The following is a 17,086-nucleotide window of genomic DNA, read 5'->3' on the forward strand; positions in this document are numbered from 1 at the left end:
GCAGGGCCAGTTCCTCGGCCGCCCGGGCCTGGAGCTCGCGGCTATACTCGAAAACCGGCGGACACGCCCCTGGCACGCTGCCGTCAGAACTGACCGTCGCGCAGCCGCTCAGCAAGCTCGTTGCGATCACGAAGACAGCGAGCCGCCGCTTCCAGCATCCGGCGTTGGACGTCATGGGCCTTCTCCGTGGTCTCAAGGCGTTCAGCGAGGCGACCCGTGAGTTCGCCTGATCGCCGAAGGGCGAGCAGGAACAGGAGCACCGAGAGCGCGATGGCTCCGTAGCTGAGGGCGGCCCGCATCCACGGGCTGGCGACCATCCCGCCGAGCAACGTGGCGATCATCGCTGCCCCCGTTTCCAGTCGTCGAGCCGCGCGTAGATCGTGACCGCGATCCCACCGAGCGCCACCGCGATGAACACCCAGCGTAGGGTGTCGAGATATGGTAGGAGCGGCAGGATTGCGGACTGCGTCTCGGCCAGGACGTTCTGAGCGACCTCGACGCCCGCGGCGCCCAGCGTAGCCACACCGGCGGCCCCGCCGCCCTTCATGGTGCGGCTGTCGGCCAGCACTTCGCGCGCAGGCGGCGTTTCAGCCGCGAAAGCTGTCGCCTGGATTGGGAAGCGCTCGCCCCACTGGCGAGCGGGCCCGAGATCGACATGGATGAATCCCGAGCGCGGATAGAAGCCGAAGCCGAGGAACCCAACCTCGCGCGCCGCCGCCTCGCAGGCTACCGGGTCGTGGTTCGCCATGGCGATGTCGAAGGCGGCGCCGTCGAGATGCTTCGACCGGGTCGCGCCGCCAACGGCGCGGTTGTGCTCGGGGCTGTCCGCGCAGACCTCGATCTGCCGCATCGAGGGCGTGTAGATCAGCGTCGCCTCGTTCGGCGGGCGGTAGTAGATGGTTCCCCGCCGTCCGTCTTGCCGATGATCGTAGACGCTCGAAAGCGGGCCACCATGCCGGACGATCAGCATGATGGACGCAGGGTGCGTATCGGTGGCAGGTAGATCAAGCGCCTTGACCGTGCAGGATATCTCGGGCTTCAGCTCGAGCATGCCCTTGATCTTGGACGCCAGCGCCTTTTCGTCGATGGCCGCTGCATCGAGGGCTACCTGGTTCTCCAGTTCGACCTCGAAAGCGTCGTAGAGCTTGCCGTGGTCGCGAAACTGCCGGGCGAAGTGAAAGCTCTCCGCATCCTCGAATGTTTCGCGTTCATGGAGATAGGCCCAGATGCTTCTGCACAGTTCATCCGGCTGTCGGTGAAACTCCTGCGACCGGGTGTTGTCGAGCTGTTGATCGACAATCGTGGTGAGAGAGGTGACGCCTTTTTTCTCTGCGAGGGCTCGGATCCTTCGTGATCGCTGCTCCGCAGGTCGCAGGTCATCACGGTCGAAATCCGATAGCGTCTCGACAAGTGTTTGCCGAAACGCCTCGACCGCTTCTTCGTCGGTGAGATCGGGAACGTCCACGGATAACTTGAAATCCGGCTCGTTGTCGCCTTCTCGCACGGCAAGGGCAGATCGGGCGAGGTCGACGCGCGCATCCTCGATCAGCGCCAGAACATGGGGACCGATTGGGGATGCTTTGCGCGCCATGAACTTACCTCAATGAACTACTGCTCTCGATTGATTCAACCTGCGATAATCATGGACAAATCCGTGATCGGCAAGCCCTGATGTTCTCTCCCTGTTCGCATTTCGGCATCCCGTTCCACTGAGTTGTCCCGTCTCGGGCGGCCGGGTGGCTTTTGATCGGTAACGACACCACCGAACACGGCCACGAGACATGAAACGCCCCAATCCGCTCCCACGTGACCAGATGACCGCCGCCGAGCGCCGCGCCGAACTGTGCGGCCTGCTGGCGCTCGGTCTGGTTCGGCTGCTCGGGCAGGATGAGCGCGAAGTATCTGACAATACTGGAGAACGTTGCCTACACTATCCCGAAGACCAATGCCGTCATGCAACTCCAACTCACCGGAGAAACGCATGACGAAGCCCGATCCCACGGCCAGTTCGTTGCGGGTGATGTGGAAGGGCGTGCGCTCCCATCCGTTCGTCGTCTTGACCTCGATCAGCCGGGGCAGACCGTCCAGGGCGAAACTCGCGATGTCGTAACCCGCGCCATCTCCATCCTCCTCCGACACCCAGCGCACCTTGCGCGCCAGATCGTCCCGTCCCGCCGTCCGCAAGGCCGCCCGCTCATGCGCCAGTACGCGCTCCTCGCCCGCCCGGCCGAGGGCCCGGTTGCGCTCGTCCCGGCCAGCCACATCGAACTTACGGGCGATGTGCAGCATCTGGTTCAGCTCCTGCGGAGGCGGCTGGTTCGACAGCGTCGGTGGCGGCCCGATCCAGATCTGCGCCGCCTCGCGTAGGCCCGCGGCCGGTTGCAGACCAGATTGGCGCCCGAGCCAGGCGGGGTTCAGCGCCAGCCATCGGGCAACGGCATCCACTAAGGTCATCTGGAAATTGAACGCGGGCTTGTAGCCGGGGATCCAGTCTTCGCCGAGGCCCTTCAGCACCGCGCTGATGTTCTGGTGCTTGAACTCGACCGATCCCTCGGACCGGTCGTTCAGCAGCGGCAGGAGCGCCCGGCGGTGTTCGGCCTTGCTGTAGCGGCGCGCGGAGATGTCGTCGGCGAGCATCGCGAAGTAATCCGCGACGATCAGGTCGTTCTCTTCATCCGTCCAGGGCCCGTTCGACATTGCGCCAGGCTATGGGCACGAAGTGTGTTTGTCATCAGAGACTTCCGGCAGGGTTTTCGCTGCTGTCGCTGGCCCCATGCACCAGCGCCGCGGCCTGGTGATCGGCCGCCACGGAGCCGTCCTTCTGACCGCCCTGCGCCTTCGTGTCGGTCTCCGTCACCGGATTATCTTACGAACGGGGCGAACCCATGAACGCGGCAACCCATTGGAAATGCGCAGATGTTTTTCGCCGTCCCATGGCCGTCGAGGGGCGCTTGAAGAGAGACGCAGGCCATTCGGAGACCCGTTCTGCGTCAAGCTCCCTGTCTCCGAAGGGCGGATGGCCCTGCCAACGCCCTTTGAAACAAAAAAAAGAGGCCCCAATCGGGGCCTATGGTCGGATTCAGTATCTGAATGTGGCGGATGGGGTGTCCGTCATACCAAAACGTTATGGCTTGTATTTAAACTAAAAATATCTATTTTTTCATTCTGATGTGCAGCAAGGAGTGATGCAAAATGGAACGGGAAAAGGTCGAGGACGCGGTGAAGACCGGGCAGGGCGCGTTTTATGTTCAGCACAAGCCTTCATCCGAATGGGGTCAGCCTGAACCAGTCCACACCGCGCCTGCGGGCCAGATGGACGCGTCACTGGTCACCGATAGTATTGGCCTGCGGCGGATGAGTAACGGCGGCTGGGTGATCGAGGCGGCGCATGCCAGAAACTCCATGATGATGGGCAACAGCCTCGGCGCCTTCACCGATACCGACAGCATGCTGGTGGCCTTGGGTGACCTGCTGCGGCGCAAGGACGTGAAGCGGAAGGAGACGCACGACGATGCCAAGCAAGCAGGTTGAAGACGTCTACAACGCCGGTGGGTTTGATGGTGGACCGCTTGGCAGGCCGGAAACCAATAAGGTAACTCCGGCCAGCCCGGAAGTGATGCGCGCCGCCCTGCGTCGGATCACGACCACTCCAATCGCATCAGAGGCGCAGCGGATCGCGCGGGAGGCGCTGGGGGATGAATGAGGATATGCTGCGTAGGGCTTGGAGTGTGATAATTCATGGCACAATGAAGGCATCAGATGCACTCATTTGGCGAGCACTAAATGACCCGACATGGAAGCGGGTAGCAATGCTGACATCAAGAGAATTTGCTTATTACTTGGTGGCAACTGCATCCCGAACCCCGTCAAAGCCCTGAACGGCCAGCCCCCGGCGCTGTTCGCACCTGATCAGCTCGTCGCCCATCCGGCCCGCGATAATCTCGAAATCCCCGGCGCGCAGAAATGCGGCCGGGGATTTGCATTCCAGCCGGGCTGCGGGCGGCAGGTCGGAGACTTCAACGCCCTTCCCAACGCTCCTCCAGCCGTCGCAGGCTGTCAGGGCTGGGAATACGACACACATCAGGATCACGGCGCGCAGCATCTTCGGCCTCCATGGCACGGGCGGAAAGGTCCGCGTCGAGTTGTTCCAGTTCCAGCGCCCGGATAGACAGCGCCTCGGCGGATCGAAACAGATCAGCCTGCACCTTGTCCTGGGCGGCGCGGTATCGTTCTTCAGTGCGATCAATGCCGGTGGACAAGCCGTGCCACCACGTCGCGCCGTAGCTGGCAGCCACGGCCACTGCGGCGACAGCGTAGGCGGACATGCGCAAGCTCATTGGTCGGCGCCCAGCAAATTGTCCCATGTCATGGTCCCAACCACGCCATCCGGCAGCAGGTTGGTGCGTTTCTGATAGGCAGCCACAGCAGCGCGGGTTTCAGGGCCAAAGATACCATCGGCTTCCAAGCCCAGCTTGGCTTGCAGCAGCCGCACGTCGTTGCCGTGTGAGCCTTGCCGCAGGATCGGGCGCGGCGCGGTTGCAGGCGCGATAGGCGCTGGCCGGTTCGCCATGTGCTTGATCCGATATGCCAACTCCTGGCGCAGCTCATTGCCGATCGCGACGGGATCACGCGTGTTGGTTTTGACGAAGCCGACCGGATAATCAAAATCCCACTTCTGGCGCTGCTTTACGCCCAGTGTCGGCTCGACCTCAGCGTGGGTCAGCGTGAACCGCGGATCCGGGGCGATGCCATATGCCACGCACAACCGCGCGCTGTTATTCATCAGTGCGTCGATCTGTTCGGGCTTTGGGAATGCACGGCTGGCGCGCGGATCCGCCCATTTACCGCCCGCCATGGAAGCGACAGAAATTCCGATATTGCCGGTGTTCAGTCGGGCGGTATGCGCAGCATAGGCGCCGGGCCGCATGGCTTGGCCGGGCGCGTTCGCCTCGATCTGGTGCAGCCCCTGGACAAAGCCCCCGTCACCGTCAATGACGCCATGATATGCCGCAAGATCAATGGCATTGGGCACATACCCGCCGCCTGTGTGATGCCATGTCAATCGGTTCATGCCCATTTCACAACACCCATATCCAGATCGCGACTATTCCAGCCGCAACCAACCATGTGCGGGCTTCCTCGCGCGCCAACCGCTTGAACGGGTGGCGGCATTGATCATTCTGGTCGTTACGGTGTGCCATTGTCGCGCCCTCCTGCCCGCGCCTCGATCATCGCCAGTGCAATTTTCGCCGCAGAGATACCGACCAGACCGGACACGAATCCTGCCATCACCTTGGAGTCGGGTTCGCCACCCAAAGACGGCAGAGCAACGGTCATCACCGCCAGCGTCCACGGCCACATGTAATGCGCCAGCAGTGACCCCGTGATCACTTGCACCGCGCCATCACGGATGCGGCGACGTTCGGAAAACAGCCAGCGCGTCAGGCTACCCGCGCCCCCGGCCACAAAGATGCGACCGGCCTCGCCCGACGCCCAAGCCAGAACCAGCCCGGCCCACAGCATGATTTGCTCCAAAATTTGCACCACAAATTCCTTCATTCAGTCGCGCGGAAAAGCGCATCGTTGCGCGCCAGCACCTTGCGCGCCCTGTTGACCTCTGATGCCCACGCCTCGACGCAGTGATCTTGCTGCCAGAAGAAAATCGCGTTGATCGCCCGACGCCCGCGCGCCCAACCTTCGCTGTGAAAGCTCTCCACATACGCCCGGCTTGATGTTGTCTGATGCATTGACCCGCGCAGCAGCAGCGCATTGAGCGTCCGCGACAGGATCGAGGTCACCGCATAGACCACCTCATAGGCGACGTGGCCGAGTTGATGGATTGCGCCCCGGCTCATGTGTCAGGCTCCGCGACTGGCACCACCCCCAGCGTGGCCATGATCGACAGCGCCACATCAGGCGGCATCGCGACCAACGCGATTATCTGGGTGCCGTCCCATATCGGCAGCGGGTTAGCCTCGCCCTCGGCGTCCAACGGGCGCCAGAACACGGTCGCGGCCAACGCCCGAGCAGCGCCGGTCATGTTGATCACCTGATCGCTGTCCCAGACGGGCCGGTCGCCCACCGGTGCTCGCGCCCGGGCCAGCCAGGCGTCCGACTTCGGCCCGGAGGCGGCGACACAATCCGCGCCCTCGGCGTCAATGTAGCCCGGCACGAACGTGCCCAGCCCCCCGATGTCATCATCGAGGTATGCGGCCAGCGCGCGGGCATCATCAACCTGATCGGCGCGGCAAAATACGGTAACACGGGTGCTCACAGTGAAATTCCTCCTATGCTGGCGAGATAGCGTTGCAGCATCCGCCGCTGCGGCTCAGAGATGGCTTTGGGGACAAGGGCGCCACCATAGTAGCGCGATGAGCCGTAGCTGCCGCCGGAGCGGAACAGGGTGTCGAACCCTGCTACATCAAGAATGTCCCCGGTGATCGTCGGCGTGCCCGCGTATTTCTGCCCGTTTCGCCAGGTTTCGGCAGAGGCCGCGCCGTTGATCCTGGAGAGGTCAACCCGCCTGCTCCCCTCCAACGCGGGCCATGCAGGGTCGCTTGCCGCGTCAAAGGTGACACTGTTCCCGTTGCCGTCCATGCGCACGCCCGCGCCATGCGCGAGATTGTATGACGACAGGCCCCCGGCAGAACCGAAGCACATCGGCGCCGGAAACCCTGTTCCGCCGTTCACGATCGCAGCCAGCGTGAACGGCCCGCCCGGGGCAAACGGGGTAGCGAAAGACATCCAGTCGTCAATACCGTCGGGCTTCAGGTAATAGACGTCCCGCTGCCCCGCCTCACTGATGTCGAACTCGGACAAGGCGGCCTGGTAGACTGACCGCACGCCGCCTTGCTCGAATTGCAGCGCCTTGATCTTCACGCGGAAGTCGACCGTATCCCCGTTCTCGACCCGAATTGCGAGGTTCGCACGCACCTGGTTTGTGGCGGCGTTATCAAGAGTGCGGGAGATCGTGCGCAGCGTCTCTGTCGCAGGGGCAACCGGCTCACCAAATGTCGCCTCAGTCTCGGAGTTGGGGGCGGTCTCGCCGCGCACGTCGATGCGCACACCCGTCTGCGCGTTGCCAGGCGCTGCCCCTGAGACGCGCTGAACCAGATAGCTTCCGGTCCACGTCTGCCCCGACAACGCGGCCGAGCGGGTCAGATCCGAACTCACAATGGAGAAGAAGGAAACCGCTGTGGCGGTCCCCACGACATCATATAGCACGAACGGCAGCCCGTCAGTGTCGATGCCCGAACCGGCCTTCGTACAGGTGATGCCGTTTGCGACATTCGTTTCCGGCCATGCGACAGCCGAACCGACATCCGCGCTGCGTTTGGCGCGGTTGCGGATGCCCGACGCCGGGTGCCGCCCGTATGTCTGCCGGGCGGCACTGGTGGCCTGTGTGGCCACGACGGCCCCGTTGCCATCGCGCAGCGCCGCCACCGCCTGCCCGGGCTGCGCCAGCAATGTGCCCGCCGTGTCGGTATAGGCCAGATCGAGGCGGGACAGATCCACGACCCCGGCCCCCAGTGCCTGCGGCTGCCAGTTGTTGATCATGCGCAGCCCGCCTGCAGGGGCGGCATATTCCCACCACCCCGCCGGGACCGGCTGATCATCGGGTTGCTGTGCCATGATGCCGAACGGGATGACCTCGGGGCTGATCCATCCCCGGGCGAGGTGCGGCGTGCCCACGGCCGCGCGCGGCACGCGGTCAGCAGTGGGGGCGACCGTCGCCAAGGCCGCTGCGGCCTCGGTGTTCTCCAGGAACCCCTCAGTGGCATCCCGGGCGGCCACCGACGCATCGCGCGCGGCCTCGGACCCCGTGCGGGCCGTTTCCGCAGCCCCCTGTGCGGTTTCAGCGCCGGTGCGCGCCGTTGTCGCGGCGGTCACATCTGCCGCCGTCGCAGCGGTCAGCGCGTCGATCGTCGGTTGCAGAGCCGATTTCTTCAGCAGCTCGAATTGTTGCACGCTCATACCGGCAGCTCCAATGTCAAAGTGGGGATGGAAAAGGTCTCGCCAGAGACCTCGATGTCAGTGGCGCCGTCAGCGGCAACCATCAGGGTGCCAACACCCATGCGCACGCTGGTCGCGTCATCATCGACGTACCAGATGCTGCGCTCTTGCAGCGCCACCAGCGCGGCGGCGGCCGCTTCCTCTGAGGCCAGCGCATCGACCTTCGCGCCGGTGGCGATGCCCGCTTGTGCCAGCGCGACGTCGGCGCGTGTTGCCGCCAGGGCAGCAGCCTCTTGTGATGCCACGCGCGCCGCATCCGACCCGACAGCCGATTGAGACGCGGCAGTCGCGGCCTGCGTGGCCTGCCCTGCCTGCGTCGTGGCGATGCCAGCCTGCGCCTCTGCGGTACCCGACGCTGATTGTGCGAGGTCAGCGCGGGAGATGGCCACGTCGCGCGCGGCCTCGGCATCAGCCCGTTGCTGCGTCGCCACGGACGCCTGCCCCGCTGCCGCGTCTGCCTGGGCGTCTGCGGTCTGTGCGGCGGCCTCGGCCAGCGCGCGATCCGACGCGACGACACCGGCAAGATCATCCGCGATCTGGGTGACGGCTTCTGCCTTCAGCAGTGTGATCTGGGGGCGCATCATGTCAGAAACGCCAGTGTGACCGAGGGATAGGGACCGGAGGCCTCGGCCACGATCACCTGATCGCCGACGCCAAGCGTCACGCTGTCGGCATCATCGGCCAGGTACCAGACGCTGTTGCCCTCGATCTGATCGCGCGCGTCCACTGCATCATCCCGGGCGGCCTCGGACCCTGTCTGCGCATCCACCGCGCCGACGCGCGCGGCCTGTGCCAGCAGCCGGTCGGCCTCGGCGCTGCCCGCGCTGGTGGCGGCACCCTGTTCCGAGGACAGCGCATCAGCCGCCGACGTGGCCGCCGATACGCTTGCTTGTATCGCGTCCAGGGCGGCCTGTTGTGCGACGGAAAGCTCCGGCGGCGCCATTGCGCCGATAAGCGCTGACAAATCGACAGTATCAATCGCGGGAACGATGATCGGGACGGGAGGATACTCAGCGTTTCTGTCGCGCACGATCAACTGATATGCGCCCGGCGCTACCTGGATTGAAAATTCACCCGCCGCATCAGTGACGGTGGTTTCGTTGGCCGGAATACCGATCTTGCCGTCGGTGCTGAAAATCCGGTTCGGTCGCCTGTCAAAAACCAAAGAGACACCGGCCTTGGGTGTCAGTCCCAAGGTCACGGTATCTCCATAAACTGTGCAGGGCCCTGCCATTATCGGCTCCAAATGCTGCTCGTTTTGCAGCACATTAACACAACATATAGTGGTCGTCAGTAGTGAAACATCTACTGATAGATTGTCGGTGCCGCGCCTTCTCGTATCGACTGGTCCAGCCTGCTGTTGATCCTGATGCCGTCGACCGTCTCGATCTGCCCGCGCTGCCGCGCCGCCATAGACTGACGCAGCGTGTCCGCTGTGATCGGATATTCGGGGTGTTCCGCATTCCAGTCTCGGATTGCATCACGCGAACGCGCGCTGACGGGATTGCCCGCGCTGACATCATCCCAGACACCGCCAAGGATACGGCTGCGCTGCCTTCTAATCCTCAGCTCTGCGTTCTTCATGACGCTATTGGTCTGGTATCGCTCGGAAACCTTGGCAGGAGTGAAGCCCAACGCCTGAGTGAGTGCATCGCCCGCGCTAATATCTTCGATGATCGTGTTGCCATTGAAGGTGGTGACGCCTTCTTGCGAGTAGCGTGCTGCCCGCATGTAGTCGCGCACGAATTTGGGCGATGCCGTCTCTACGCCGCGCCAGATTTCGCCCTCTTTTGCCATGCTGTAGCCACGGAAAGCATTGCTGGCAATCGCAGGAACCGGGCCGATCAACTGCTCCACCCAGTATTGGTAAAGCTCTTGCCCTTCTTCCTGACGCTGCGGGCGACGGAACCACAATTCCGGCATACCGATGCGGCTGGAAAGATTGGTCCCAGTCAGGTGCCCGGGCACGCCCTTGAGGATCAAGCCAGCGACATCAGCCCCCAAGGTGTTGACCAAGCCTTCCTTGATTTCTTCCTCGATCTCTTCCGCGCCGCCTTCGGCAAAGACGCCAAGCAGCGTCATCAGCAGCGCGTAGCCCCATGTCCCGCTGACGCCCGCCATCAACATCATCATGCCGGTAATGCCGATCACCTGCGCGCGCGCCTCCCGCTTCGCCTCGGGGGTTTCACCATTGAAAGACTGGTGCGTGTCCCTGAACAAGCGATACAGCATATTGAGCTGAAAATTTCTGAAGGTTGTAAAAACCCTAATAGTATCATTGAATTGCAGCCTTGGGCGGCTGTCGGATTCGTAGTTGAAATGGATCTTCCACGTCAGCCGCGCGCCATCGGTATATGCCTGATCAGCGGTCTTTCCATGCTGCCGCGCAAGGCGGAACGCGGCAATGAACGTGATTTCGCGGTTCATGCGCTCGGCATTATGGAACATCCATGCGATAGGCCGCATCATGCGCGCCCGGACGTCGGAATATTCGACGCCCGACTCCGCGATACCGGCCAGATCATGCGCCTGACTTTTCTCGATGATACCGGCATCGTGGGCGCGTTGCAGGGCGGCACGATCATCAGGGCTCAGGTGCTTGGAGTTGGACAGCCTGCCTTTACCCATAGCAAACTCACGCAGGCCGCGCATCATCTGCCGGGACGCTTGCCCCACGGTCGCGCCTTTGAACGCTGCTGCAAGAACCGGGATACCCACGATCACGGATTGCGACAAGTTGACCAGCGCCGCCCCTGGGGTCGCGCCAAGATAGTACACGAAGGCCGCGCTGGTGGCCCAGGTCGACCATGCACTGGTCTGGGGGTTCATGATCCACTGATGGCGCTTGTCCATTTCGTTGACCACCAGTGTTGCCCGGTTGGGATCATCTGCGCCATCGGCCTCGCGCCGCGCGTCATCAAGTGCCATCTGCATGTCTTGGCCGTACTTCAGCCGCGCCAGCTGGTGGGCGCTGTGGAACATCTGCCGCGCATAGTTGCGGAAGGCGTCATTGGTGAAGCCGGGTGTGCCCTTGCGGTGCATGCGGGATTTGCGCATCGAGAAGTCAGGCAGCGTTTCCAAGTACCGCTGCCAAATCGCGTCCATCAGGACAGGATCTGCGACCGTCGCGCCGATCAGCGCCTCAACATCGGCAACAAAATTCGGATCCACCTCGGGGGCCGCCCCGTCGCGCCCCGCCATTGTCCCCAGCTTGATCGTTTCATCGGGGTACTCGCGGCGCAGCTCTGCCACTGCCTTGCGTTGAGCCGCCTCGCTCTCAAATTTCGAGAACGCCACCACCTTGCCATCGGCATCCTTGACCGTGGCGTAGTAGTTGCCATGCCGCATCAGCGGGAAGTATGGGGCGTCTACCTCGTTCTGCTCGAACATCAGGCGCAGTGAATTGAGCCGCGACTTCCGGCCATAGCCGTCGCGCTTTTGGACGGCCGCCAGTCGTTCCTTGGCCTCGGCCACTGCAACTTCGCGGACATCGCCGGTCAGACCATCTTCCTTGATCCGCTCCAGATCATCGGCATACCGCTGCTTCGCGCGCTTCAGGTTCAGCTCCATAGCCTTGCTGACGTTATCCAAGATGATCCCACGTTCAGTATAGGCAGCCTCGCGGTAAGCGCCCCTGACCTTGCGATAGATCGCCTGCGCAGGCTTTGGCATTACCTCCCAGCGTTGGCGCAGCGTCTTAAACTCTTCCTGCTTGCCCTTGATGTCGCGGTCATACTCAGCCTTAGGCTCGTTGTTGCGCTTGGGCCGCGCTTCAAATTCGGCCTCCGGGTCCAACCCCGCAATGGTCGCATCGTGCATCAACTCCATCAGGCGGGTGTTGGATTTGGGGTTTTTACTCATGAACCCGCGCCATTCATCCATCACGTCAGCGGCAGTCGCCTGCCTTTCGTTACGCATTGCGCTGAGGGCATGCTTCATGCCGACATACTTCCGCGCCGAGGGCAGGTTCTTGCCAAGTTCTTCGAACAGCGGTTCACCTGGCATCAACGCCAGAATGTTGTAGCGGTCGCTTTTGCCGCCCATGGCGTCGGTCAGCATTTGGCCGATCACACCGCGTTCCTTGGCGCCTGTGATCTTGCCGCCGTCGGAGACCAGCTGGCGGGAATACCTCGCCGCATTCGAGGCGAAGCAGCCATCCGGGCGGCGCGCACCCGCCCCGCTGGGACCGCCCGGCCCGCGCCCGCCCATGCGGCCAGACGCGATGCTTTCAAAGGTCTGCGCAGCACTGTTGAAGCCTTGCCCCCGAAATGCGCCGGCCAATGCGCTGAAGAAAGCCCTCATCTTCTGAAACGCCCGGTCCAGCCCGCTGCGCTGGTCCATGTTGCGCGCCCACATGCGATACATCTCTGCCACGCCCTCTTCCAGGCGCGCGGCTTGGTTCAGGTCAGGATAGGTCAGGTCAATACGCGTCATCAGGGGACGGTTCGCGCGGGCTGCGGCTACCAGCCCCTGCCATTCCGCCTTGGTGAAGAGGCCATAAGGCTTGCCCCAGACACCCGGATCGCGCAGGGCATGGACAATCTCATGGCGCAGCGTTCCCACCGGGCTGTCCGCGCTGTCTGGGTTTACCAATATCTCCGTGCGCCCGCTTTGGTATGTGCGGAACGCGCCTTGGATCGAGATGCCAGAAGCCGTGCTAAGACCCTCGACAACCTTTGCCGGAATCTTGCCATCCAGCCCGGCGCTCTTCATCTCAGCGTGCACGTCATGCACGATCTGGCGCATCTGGGCGGGCGTTACAGGCGCATCAGGCTCAACTTCACCCCAGCCATATGGCATTGCCTCGTTGTCGCGCTCACCCGAAAAGTTCAGGTTGAGGCCGTCTTCATCAAATCGAGACTGCTTTTCTTCTTTGGTCTCGGACAGCATTTCGCCTTCAAGGTCATCAATACGCTGCTCCAGCTCATCGAGCTTTTCCTGTTCGGCAAAGTCCTTCAGACGCGATTGCGCTTGACGATACCCCTGAGCCTTCTCTCGATATTCAGCAATGTCGGCCTCCATCGACGCCGGAATCTGCTTGAGGCCCTGGACCGCGTTTTCAAGGCGCCGCATCAAACCAACGGGATCAATGGTCCACCCTACATCAATGCTCTTTTCGTCAAGGATCGGGATCAGGAAGGTGGTGGTCTGTGCCCCTCTGCTGATCTTGATCTGGATGGGGAAGCCGCCGACCTCGCCAACATCAGCGCGTACCGGCCCGTCGGTATCTTGCAGCATATTGTCTGCAATGGAGATCAGCGCATTCCCGGACTCTGACCTGCTGTCATAGTCGGTATCGCCAACCTTCCCCTTGAATGCGTCACCCTTGGTATCAACCACACGCGCTGCCATTTGCTGCCAAACAGGCAATTCAGCCTCTTGAGCTTCGGCGGCGCGCGTGGCGCTGCGTTCTTGCTGGTCCAGCCTGCGGCGCTGGCCATAGGAAGCGTTCTTTCTGCGCGTCAAGGTATCGCGCTGCGCCTTCATATCGGTCAGAACCTGCACGCGCGGGTCGGCAGTCGTCATAGCCTTGGCTTGCTCGAACTGGCTGGCCTCGCCCAGATCCTCCATTTCGCGAACCGTCGGATCACCACGATAGAACGCCTCGATAAAGGCTGCTTTACGGCCCATCATCTGCCACATGGTGGCGTCGTACGTTCCTTTGGTCGAGTAATCGTTGATCTCGATTTCAGGGTTCATGTTGCCCTGACGAATGCCGCGACCGTTGCGCTGTTCATCGTCGGACGGATACCACAGCGGGTCCAGATTGTGGATCGCTGCGATGCGCCGCTGTGCGTTCATCCCGGTGAAAAGGGTCTTCGATCCGATCAGGATGCGCTTTTTCCCGTCATTCAGGTCGTTGAACGCGCGCTGCCTCTTGCCGTGACTGTTCAGGTCTTCGGCCAGCAGGATTTCATCCGCAGCAACGCCCAGCCGGATCAGCTCGCTCTTGATGAAGCGATGCACAGAAAAGCCCGGGTTGTGCCTGCTGGGGTTCACGCCAAGCGTTGAGAATACGATCTGGGTGCTTGGCCCGCGCATGACGGGCTTGTCGGTATAGCCGCCCTCCTTCTTGACCCCGTAAAACGGGGTATCTGCACCCTTTTGCCAGTTGCGAAACACCTTCTGGATCGCGGCTTCCAGCTTCGAGCCATCGCCGGTTGCGTCGGGGTCCACCAAGCGCATGTCAATGGCGGCCAAGCGGCCATCGTTGATGACGCTCAACAAGATGTCATCACCCTTCTTCACCGGGCCCTTGCGCTGCGATATGGCCTCCATCCGCGCCGCAAGGCCCTGCTGATAGGCTTTGACATGCGGCGAGGGTTCAACCACGACCAGATTGCGCTTGCCACCTTTCAGTTTCGGGCGCGTGACATACTGCTCAAGGTCCGCGCCGGAAACGATGTCCATGGTCTGACGCACCATGAGCGAAAGCTCCGGGGTATTGAGGAACTTCGCGAACCGTGTCACCTGCTTATAACCGCCAGCCGGGTCTTGCTCCAGGGCGGTTTCGGTCATACCGAACGTTGCCGCCCAAGCATCGAAGGACGAAACCCCGCGATCAGCCAGCGCTTGCGGCTGGATATAGCGGGACAGCGAATACAGCTCGGCCATGGTGTTGGTGATCGGCGTCCCGGATGCGAGGATCAGGCCCCGGCCCGGGTTGTTCTGCTCGACCACCCGCGTTTTTATGAACAGGTCCATCGAGGCCGCGCTGCCATTCGGGTCGATACCCTTGATGTTGCCATTCTGCGTGGCGAAAGACAGCTTGCGGAACAGGTGCGCCTCATCGACAAAGAGCATGTCAACGCCGATTTCATCAAAGCTAAACACCTGATCCTTGTTCGCGGACGAGGTTTGCCGCTGAATCTTCTGCTCTGCGGCTTCGAGAAGCTGCTCGATCTTCTTGCGTGTGTTCGTCTTTGCACCTTCGATGTCCTTGACGTTGACGCCAAGAGAACCGGCAATGGATTTGATAGACCCAAGAAGTGCCTGGTCGATGCCACGATCACCAGCTCCGGTGCTGTCGTAAACCTCGCGCACGTCTTGCAGCATGTCGGCAACGGCAAGCCCGACAGCGCTTTCGCTGGGCGGAATCAGCTCAAGTGCAGAGTGCGTGATAACCACGGCATCATAGTCATTCATCGCGATGTCGGCGACGAACTCCTTGCGCCGCGATGTGTGGAAGCGGCTTTCATCGGCAATCGCGACATTCGCCAGCGGGTATTGCTCGAAAAACTCGGTAGCGAACTGGTCAAGCATATGGTTGGGAACAGAGTACATGGGCTTGCGCGCCAGACCCAGACGACGTGCCTCCATGCCCGCGCCAATCATGGCACTGGTTTTGCCTGCGCCAACGGTATGCGCCATGTAGGTGTTGCCGGTCTGCAAGATACGGGCGATGACCCCGGATTGGTGCGGCCGCCACGACCAGAGGGAATTGACACCGGGCGTTGTCAGGTAGCTACCATCGAATTTTGGGGCGACTTCCGAGTTGAAGGTCTCATTGTAAAGCGCCTCCATCTTCGCAGCGCGGCCTTCATCCGACCAGAACCATTCGGAAAAGTCCGATCTGATTTCCTGCGCCTTGTCCTGCGCGGCTTGCGTGGCTTCTTCGTCAAGCCGGGTTTCTTTGGTGCCATCAGCATTAGTGTGTGTGCGGCGCACCTGAATGGACTTGTTGTTCATGATCAGACGCATCAGGTCGGCAAATGGCAGGTCTTCGGTACCCCAGTCGTTGCGCGCCTCTGCCGATCGGGTGTCACCGTCAACGGTCCATATGCCCAAAGACGGCTTGAAGCTCGCGGTCAGCTGAAGGCCCTTCGATCTGGCGAACTCGCCATATGTCGCGGCATCGAACCAATGCGCGCCGACAGGCACGCGAATATCGGACGCCGGGATGGGGTCCGGCTGAACGTCGATCAGATCGCGGACGTTGCCAGCATATGTCGGATCGTTCCGCGCCGCTTGCTCCGCTTCCCGCAACTTCTTGCGGACATTCCCAGACAGGTATTTCGCGCGCGTTTCATAGCCGCCGGTTCCGGGGTTACGGAATATCTTGCCTTTGAGGTCGGAAATTACCGCCTCTTCGCTAACCTTTGCCAGCTTGGCAATGGCACCAATGTCAATGCGGCCGCGTTCAGCCAGCGTGTACAGCAAGGCATCTTCGGGCGAATTGATTTCTGGCTTCTTGGTCTTTCGGACAGCGGATTGCGTAAAGACTGCGGCCTTCGAGGCTTCGCCGGTCTCCTTGTTGATGTGCTCAATGGCGCGAAGGCGATACCCCTCCTGATCACCCAGCCGATCCTGATTGCCAATGAACGGCTCAATATTGGGCCGTTTGACAATGACCATATCGGGCACAGAACTGGGATTGAAATCGCCCTCCCTGTAGTCCGGGCTTTCCATGGCTTCGGCGCGCGCGCGCGCGATTTCTGCCATCTTCGCCCCGGCCTCGATCATCGGTCCTGCGTCAAAGCTACCAATATCGAAGTCTTCACCTCTCGACCTGGCGTCCTCAGCGGCGCGCTGCCGGATGGTTTCGATCTGCACGCGGCTGGGGCGGCGCTCTGTGCGCACCTCCTTGTTGATCGGGCCGAACCGCTCCACGAATGCATCATAGGCGTCGTTCAGCCGCTTGCGCGCGGCAGATGCATCCTTTTCATCCAGATCAGCGGCGTAGACGTCGCGCAGGGCCATCTTGATAGGGACAAGCTCCATGATCCGCTCATTATCGGCCTTCGCAATCCCTTTGGGGTTTGCCTTGCTGCGCAAGCCTATCTCGACACCCTCGGTGCCGTTGAACTGGTGCAGCGTGCCGTCCTTCAGGTAGTAGCCACCGCGCTTGGTTTCCGGGGATGCAGCGTCAATAGCGCCAAGCTCTGCCGAAGGCGTTGCCACTGACATGATGTCACGCGGGAACGCTTGCGCCGCGCGCGAAAGATCGGCCCGCAGGTCGGCGCCGGGCTTTGGCCGAACGCCCACACGCGCACCAGTGGTCAAAGTGTCATACAGACCTTGCTCACCAAGGATCATGTCGGGGTTTTCGAGGAAGTACCTGTTGACCAGAGCC

The 17,086-nt window shown here is 61.9% G+C and carries 13 protein-coding genes and 2 pseudogenes; 2 read left to right on the forward strand and 13 right to left on the reverse strand.

Annotated elements, in window-relative coordinates; all coding sequences use genetic code 11:
• Positions 1-83: 83 nt before the first annotated feature.
• The 4 genes and pseudogenes from H9529_RS20425 to H9529_RS21185 all read right to left on the reverse strand — a co-directional run bounded on the left by H9529_RS20425 (position 84) and on the right by H9529_RS21185 (position 2,857).
• The gene (locus H9529_RS20425; RefSeq protein ID WP_092888304.1) at positions 84-341 is read right to left on the reverse strand and encodes a hypothetical protein; all 258 of its coding nucleotides are present in this window, start codon (positions 339-341) and stop codon (positions 84-86) included.
• A pseudogene (locus tag H9529_RS20430) lies at positions 338-823 on the reverse strand (YcbK family protein); the annotation flags it as partial. The pseudogene H9529_RS20430 and the gene H9529_RS20425, both read right to left, overlap by 4 nt.
• A gap of 1,175 nt (positions 824-1,998) precedes the next feature.
• A pseudogene (locus H9529_RS20435) lies at positions 1,999-2,697 on the reverse strand (DUF3883 domain-containing protein); the annotation flags it as partial.
• A gap of 34 nt (positions 2,698-2,731) precedes the next feature.
• A complete protein-coding gene (locus H9529_RS21185; RefSeq protein WP_256327042.1) occupies positions 2,732-2,857 on the reverse strand; it encodes a hypothetical protein in 126 nt (41 codons plus the stop codon).
• Positions 2,858-3,192: 335 nt separating this feature from the next.
• Here H9529_RS21185 and H9529_RS20440 point away from each other — a divergent pair, with 335 nt between their 5' ends.
• Positions 3,193-3,531: a hypothetical protein gene (locus H9529_RS20440; RefSeq protein ID WP_092888301.1), complete on the forward strand. Its 339-nt coding sequence runs from the start codon at positions 3,193-3,195 to the stop codon at positions 3,529-3,531.
• Complete coding sequence (locus H9529_RS20445) at positions 3,512-3,703, forward strand: hypothetical protein (protein WP_092888298.1); 192 nt, start codon at positions 3,512-3,514, stop codon at positions 3,701-3,703. The genes H9529_RS20440 and H9529_RS20445 overlap by 20 nt, the downstream gene beginning before the upstream one ends.
• A gap of 313 nt (positions 3,704-4,016) precedes the next feature.
• Here H9529_RS20445 and H9529_RS20450 read toward each other — a convergent pair whose 3' ends face one another.
• The 9 genes from H9529_RS20450 to H9529_RS20490 form a co-directional block, all read right to left on the reverse strand.
• On the reverse strand, positions 4,017-4,325 hold the full coding sequence (locus tag H9529_RS20450; RefSeq protein WP_092888296.1) for a hypothetical protein: 309 nt from the start codon (positions 4,323-4,325) through the stop codon (positions 4,017-4,019).
• Positions 4,326-4,333: 8 nt separating this feature from the next.
• Complete coding sequence (locus tag H9529_RS21025; protein WP_218132125.1) at positions 4,334-5,071, reverse strand: peptidoglycan recognition protein family protein; 738 nt, start codon at positions 5,069-5,071, stop codon at positions 4,334-4,336.
• 116 nt (positions 5,072-5,187) lie between these two features.
• Entirely contained in the window at positions 5,188-5,544 is a 357-nt protein-coding gene (locus H9529_RS20460; RefSeq protein ID WP_143033500.1) for a hypothetical protein, read from the reverse strand.
• A gap of 11 nt (positions 5,545-5,555) precedes the next feature.
• Positions 5,556-5,855: a hypothetical protein gene (locus H9529_RS20465; RefSeq protein WP_092888288.1), complete on the reverse strand. Its 300-nt coding sequence runs from the start codon at positions 5,853-5,855 to the stop codon at positions 5,556-5,558.
• Positions 5,852-6,274, reverse strand: coding sequence for a hypothetical protein (locus H9529_RS20470; RefSeq protein ID WP_092888285.1), 423 nt, complete (start codon positions 6,272-6,274; stop codon positions 5,852-5,854). The genes H9529_RS20465 and H9529_RS20470 overlap by 4 nt, the downstream gene beginning before the upstream one ends.
• Positions 6,271-7,974 (reverse strand): hypothetical protein, encoded by a 1,704-nt coding sequence (locus H9529_RS20475; RefSeq protein WP_190305773.1) that lies wholly within the window; start codon positions 7,972-7,974, stop codon positions 6,271-6,273. Before H9529_RS20475 ends, H9529_RS20470 begins: the two co-directional genes overlap by 4 nt.
• Positions 7,971-8,597 (reverse strand): hypothetical protein, encoded by a 627-nt coding sequence (locus tag H9529_RS20480; protein ID WP_092892205.1) that lies wholly within the window; start codon positions 8,595-8,597, stop codon positions 7,971-7,973. Before H9529_RS20480 ends, H9529_RS20475 begins: the two co-directional genes overlap by 4 nt.
• Positions 8,594-9,214 (reverse strand): hypothetical protein, encoded by a 621-nt coding sequence (locus H9529_RS20485; RefSeq protein WP_092892204.1) that lies wholly within the window; start codon positions 9,212-9,214, stop codon positions 8,594-8,596. The genes H9529_RS20480 and H9529_RS20485 overlap by 4 nt, the downstream gene beginning before the upstream one ends.
• Positions 9,215-9,318: 104 nt before the next feature.
• On the reverse strand, positions 9,319-17,049 hold the full coding sequence (locus H9529_RS20490; protein WP_223814436.1) for a PLxRFG domain-containing protein: 7,731 nt from the start codon (positions 17,047-17,049) through the stop codon (positions 9,319-9,321).
• Positions 17,050-17,086 lie beyond the last annotated feature (37 nt).

Origin of the sequence: Roseicitreum antarcticum (assembly GCF_014681765.1) — a bacterium.
Classification (GTDB): domain Bacteria; phylum Pseudomonadota; class Alphaproteobacteria; order Rhodobacterales; family Rhodobacteraceae; genus Roseicitreum; species Roseicitreum antarcticum.

Excerpts from the sequence above, each read along its gene's own strand:
- H9529_RS20425 (WP_092888304.1), bottom strand. The coding sequence starts at position 341 with ATGATCGCCACGTTGCTCGGCGGGATGGTCGCCAGCCCGTGGATGCGG.
- H9529_RS20440 (WP_092888301.1), top strand. The coding sequence starts at position 3,193 with ATGGAACGGGAAAAGGTCGAGGACGCGGTGAAGACCGGGCAGGGCGCG.
- H9529_RS20445 (WP_092888298.1), top strand. The coding sequence starts at position 3,512 with ATGCCAAGCAAGCAGGTTGAAGACGTCTACAACGCCGGTGGGTTTGAT.
- H9529_RS20450 (WP_092888296.1), bottom strand. The coding sequence starts at position 4,325 with ATGTCCGCCTACGCTGTCGCCGCAGTGGCCGTGGCTGCCAGCTACGGC.
- H9529_RS21025 (WP_218132125.1), bottom strand. The coding sequence starts at position 5,071 with ATGAACCGATTGACATGGCATCACACAGGCGGCGGGTATGTGCCCAAT.
- H9529_RS20465 (WP_092888288.1), bottom strand. The coding sequence starts at position 5,855 with ATGAGCCGGGGCGCAATCCATCAACTCGGCCACGTCGCCTATGAGGTG.
- H9529_RS20475 (WP_190305773.1), bottom strand. The coding sequence starts at position 7,974 with ATGAGCGTGCAACAATTCGAGCTGCTGAAGAAATCGGCTCTGCAACCG.
- H9529_RS20480 (WP_092892205.1), bottom strand. The coding sequence starts at position 8,597 with ATGATGCGCCCCCAGATCACACTGCTGAAGGCAGAAGCCGTCACCCAG.
- H9529_RS20490 (WP_223814436.1), bottom strand. The coding sequence starts at position 17,049 with ATGATCCTTGGTGAGCAAGGTCTGTATGACACTTTGACCACTGGTGCG.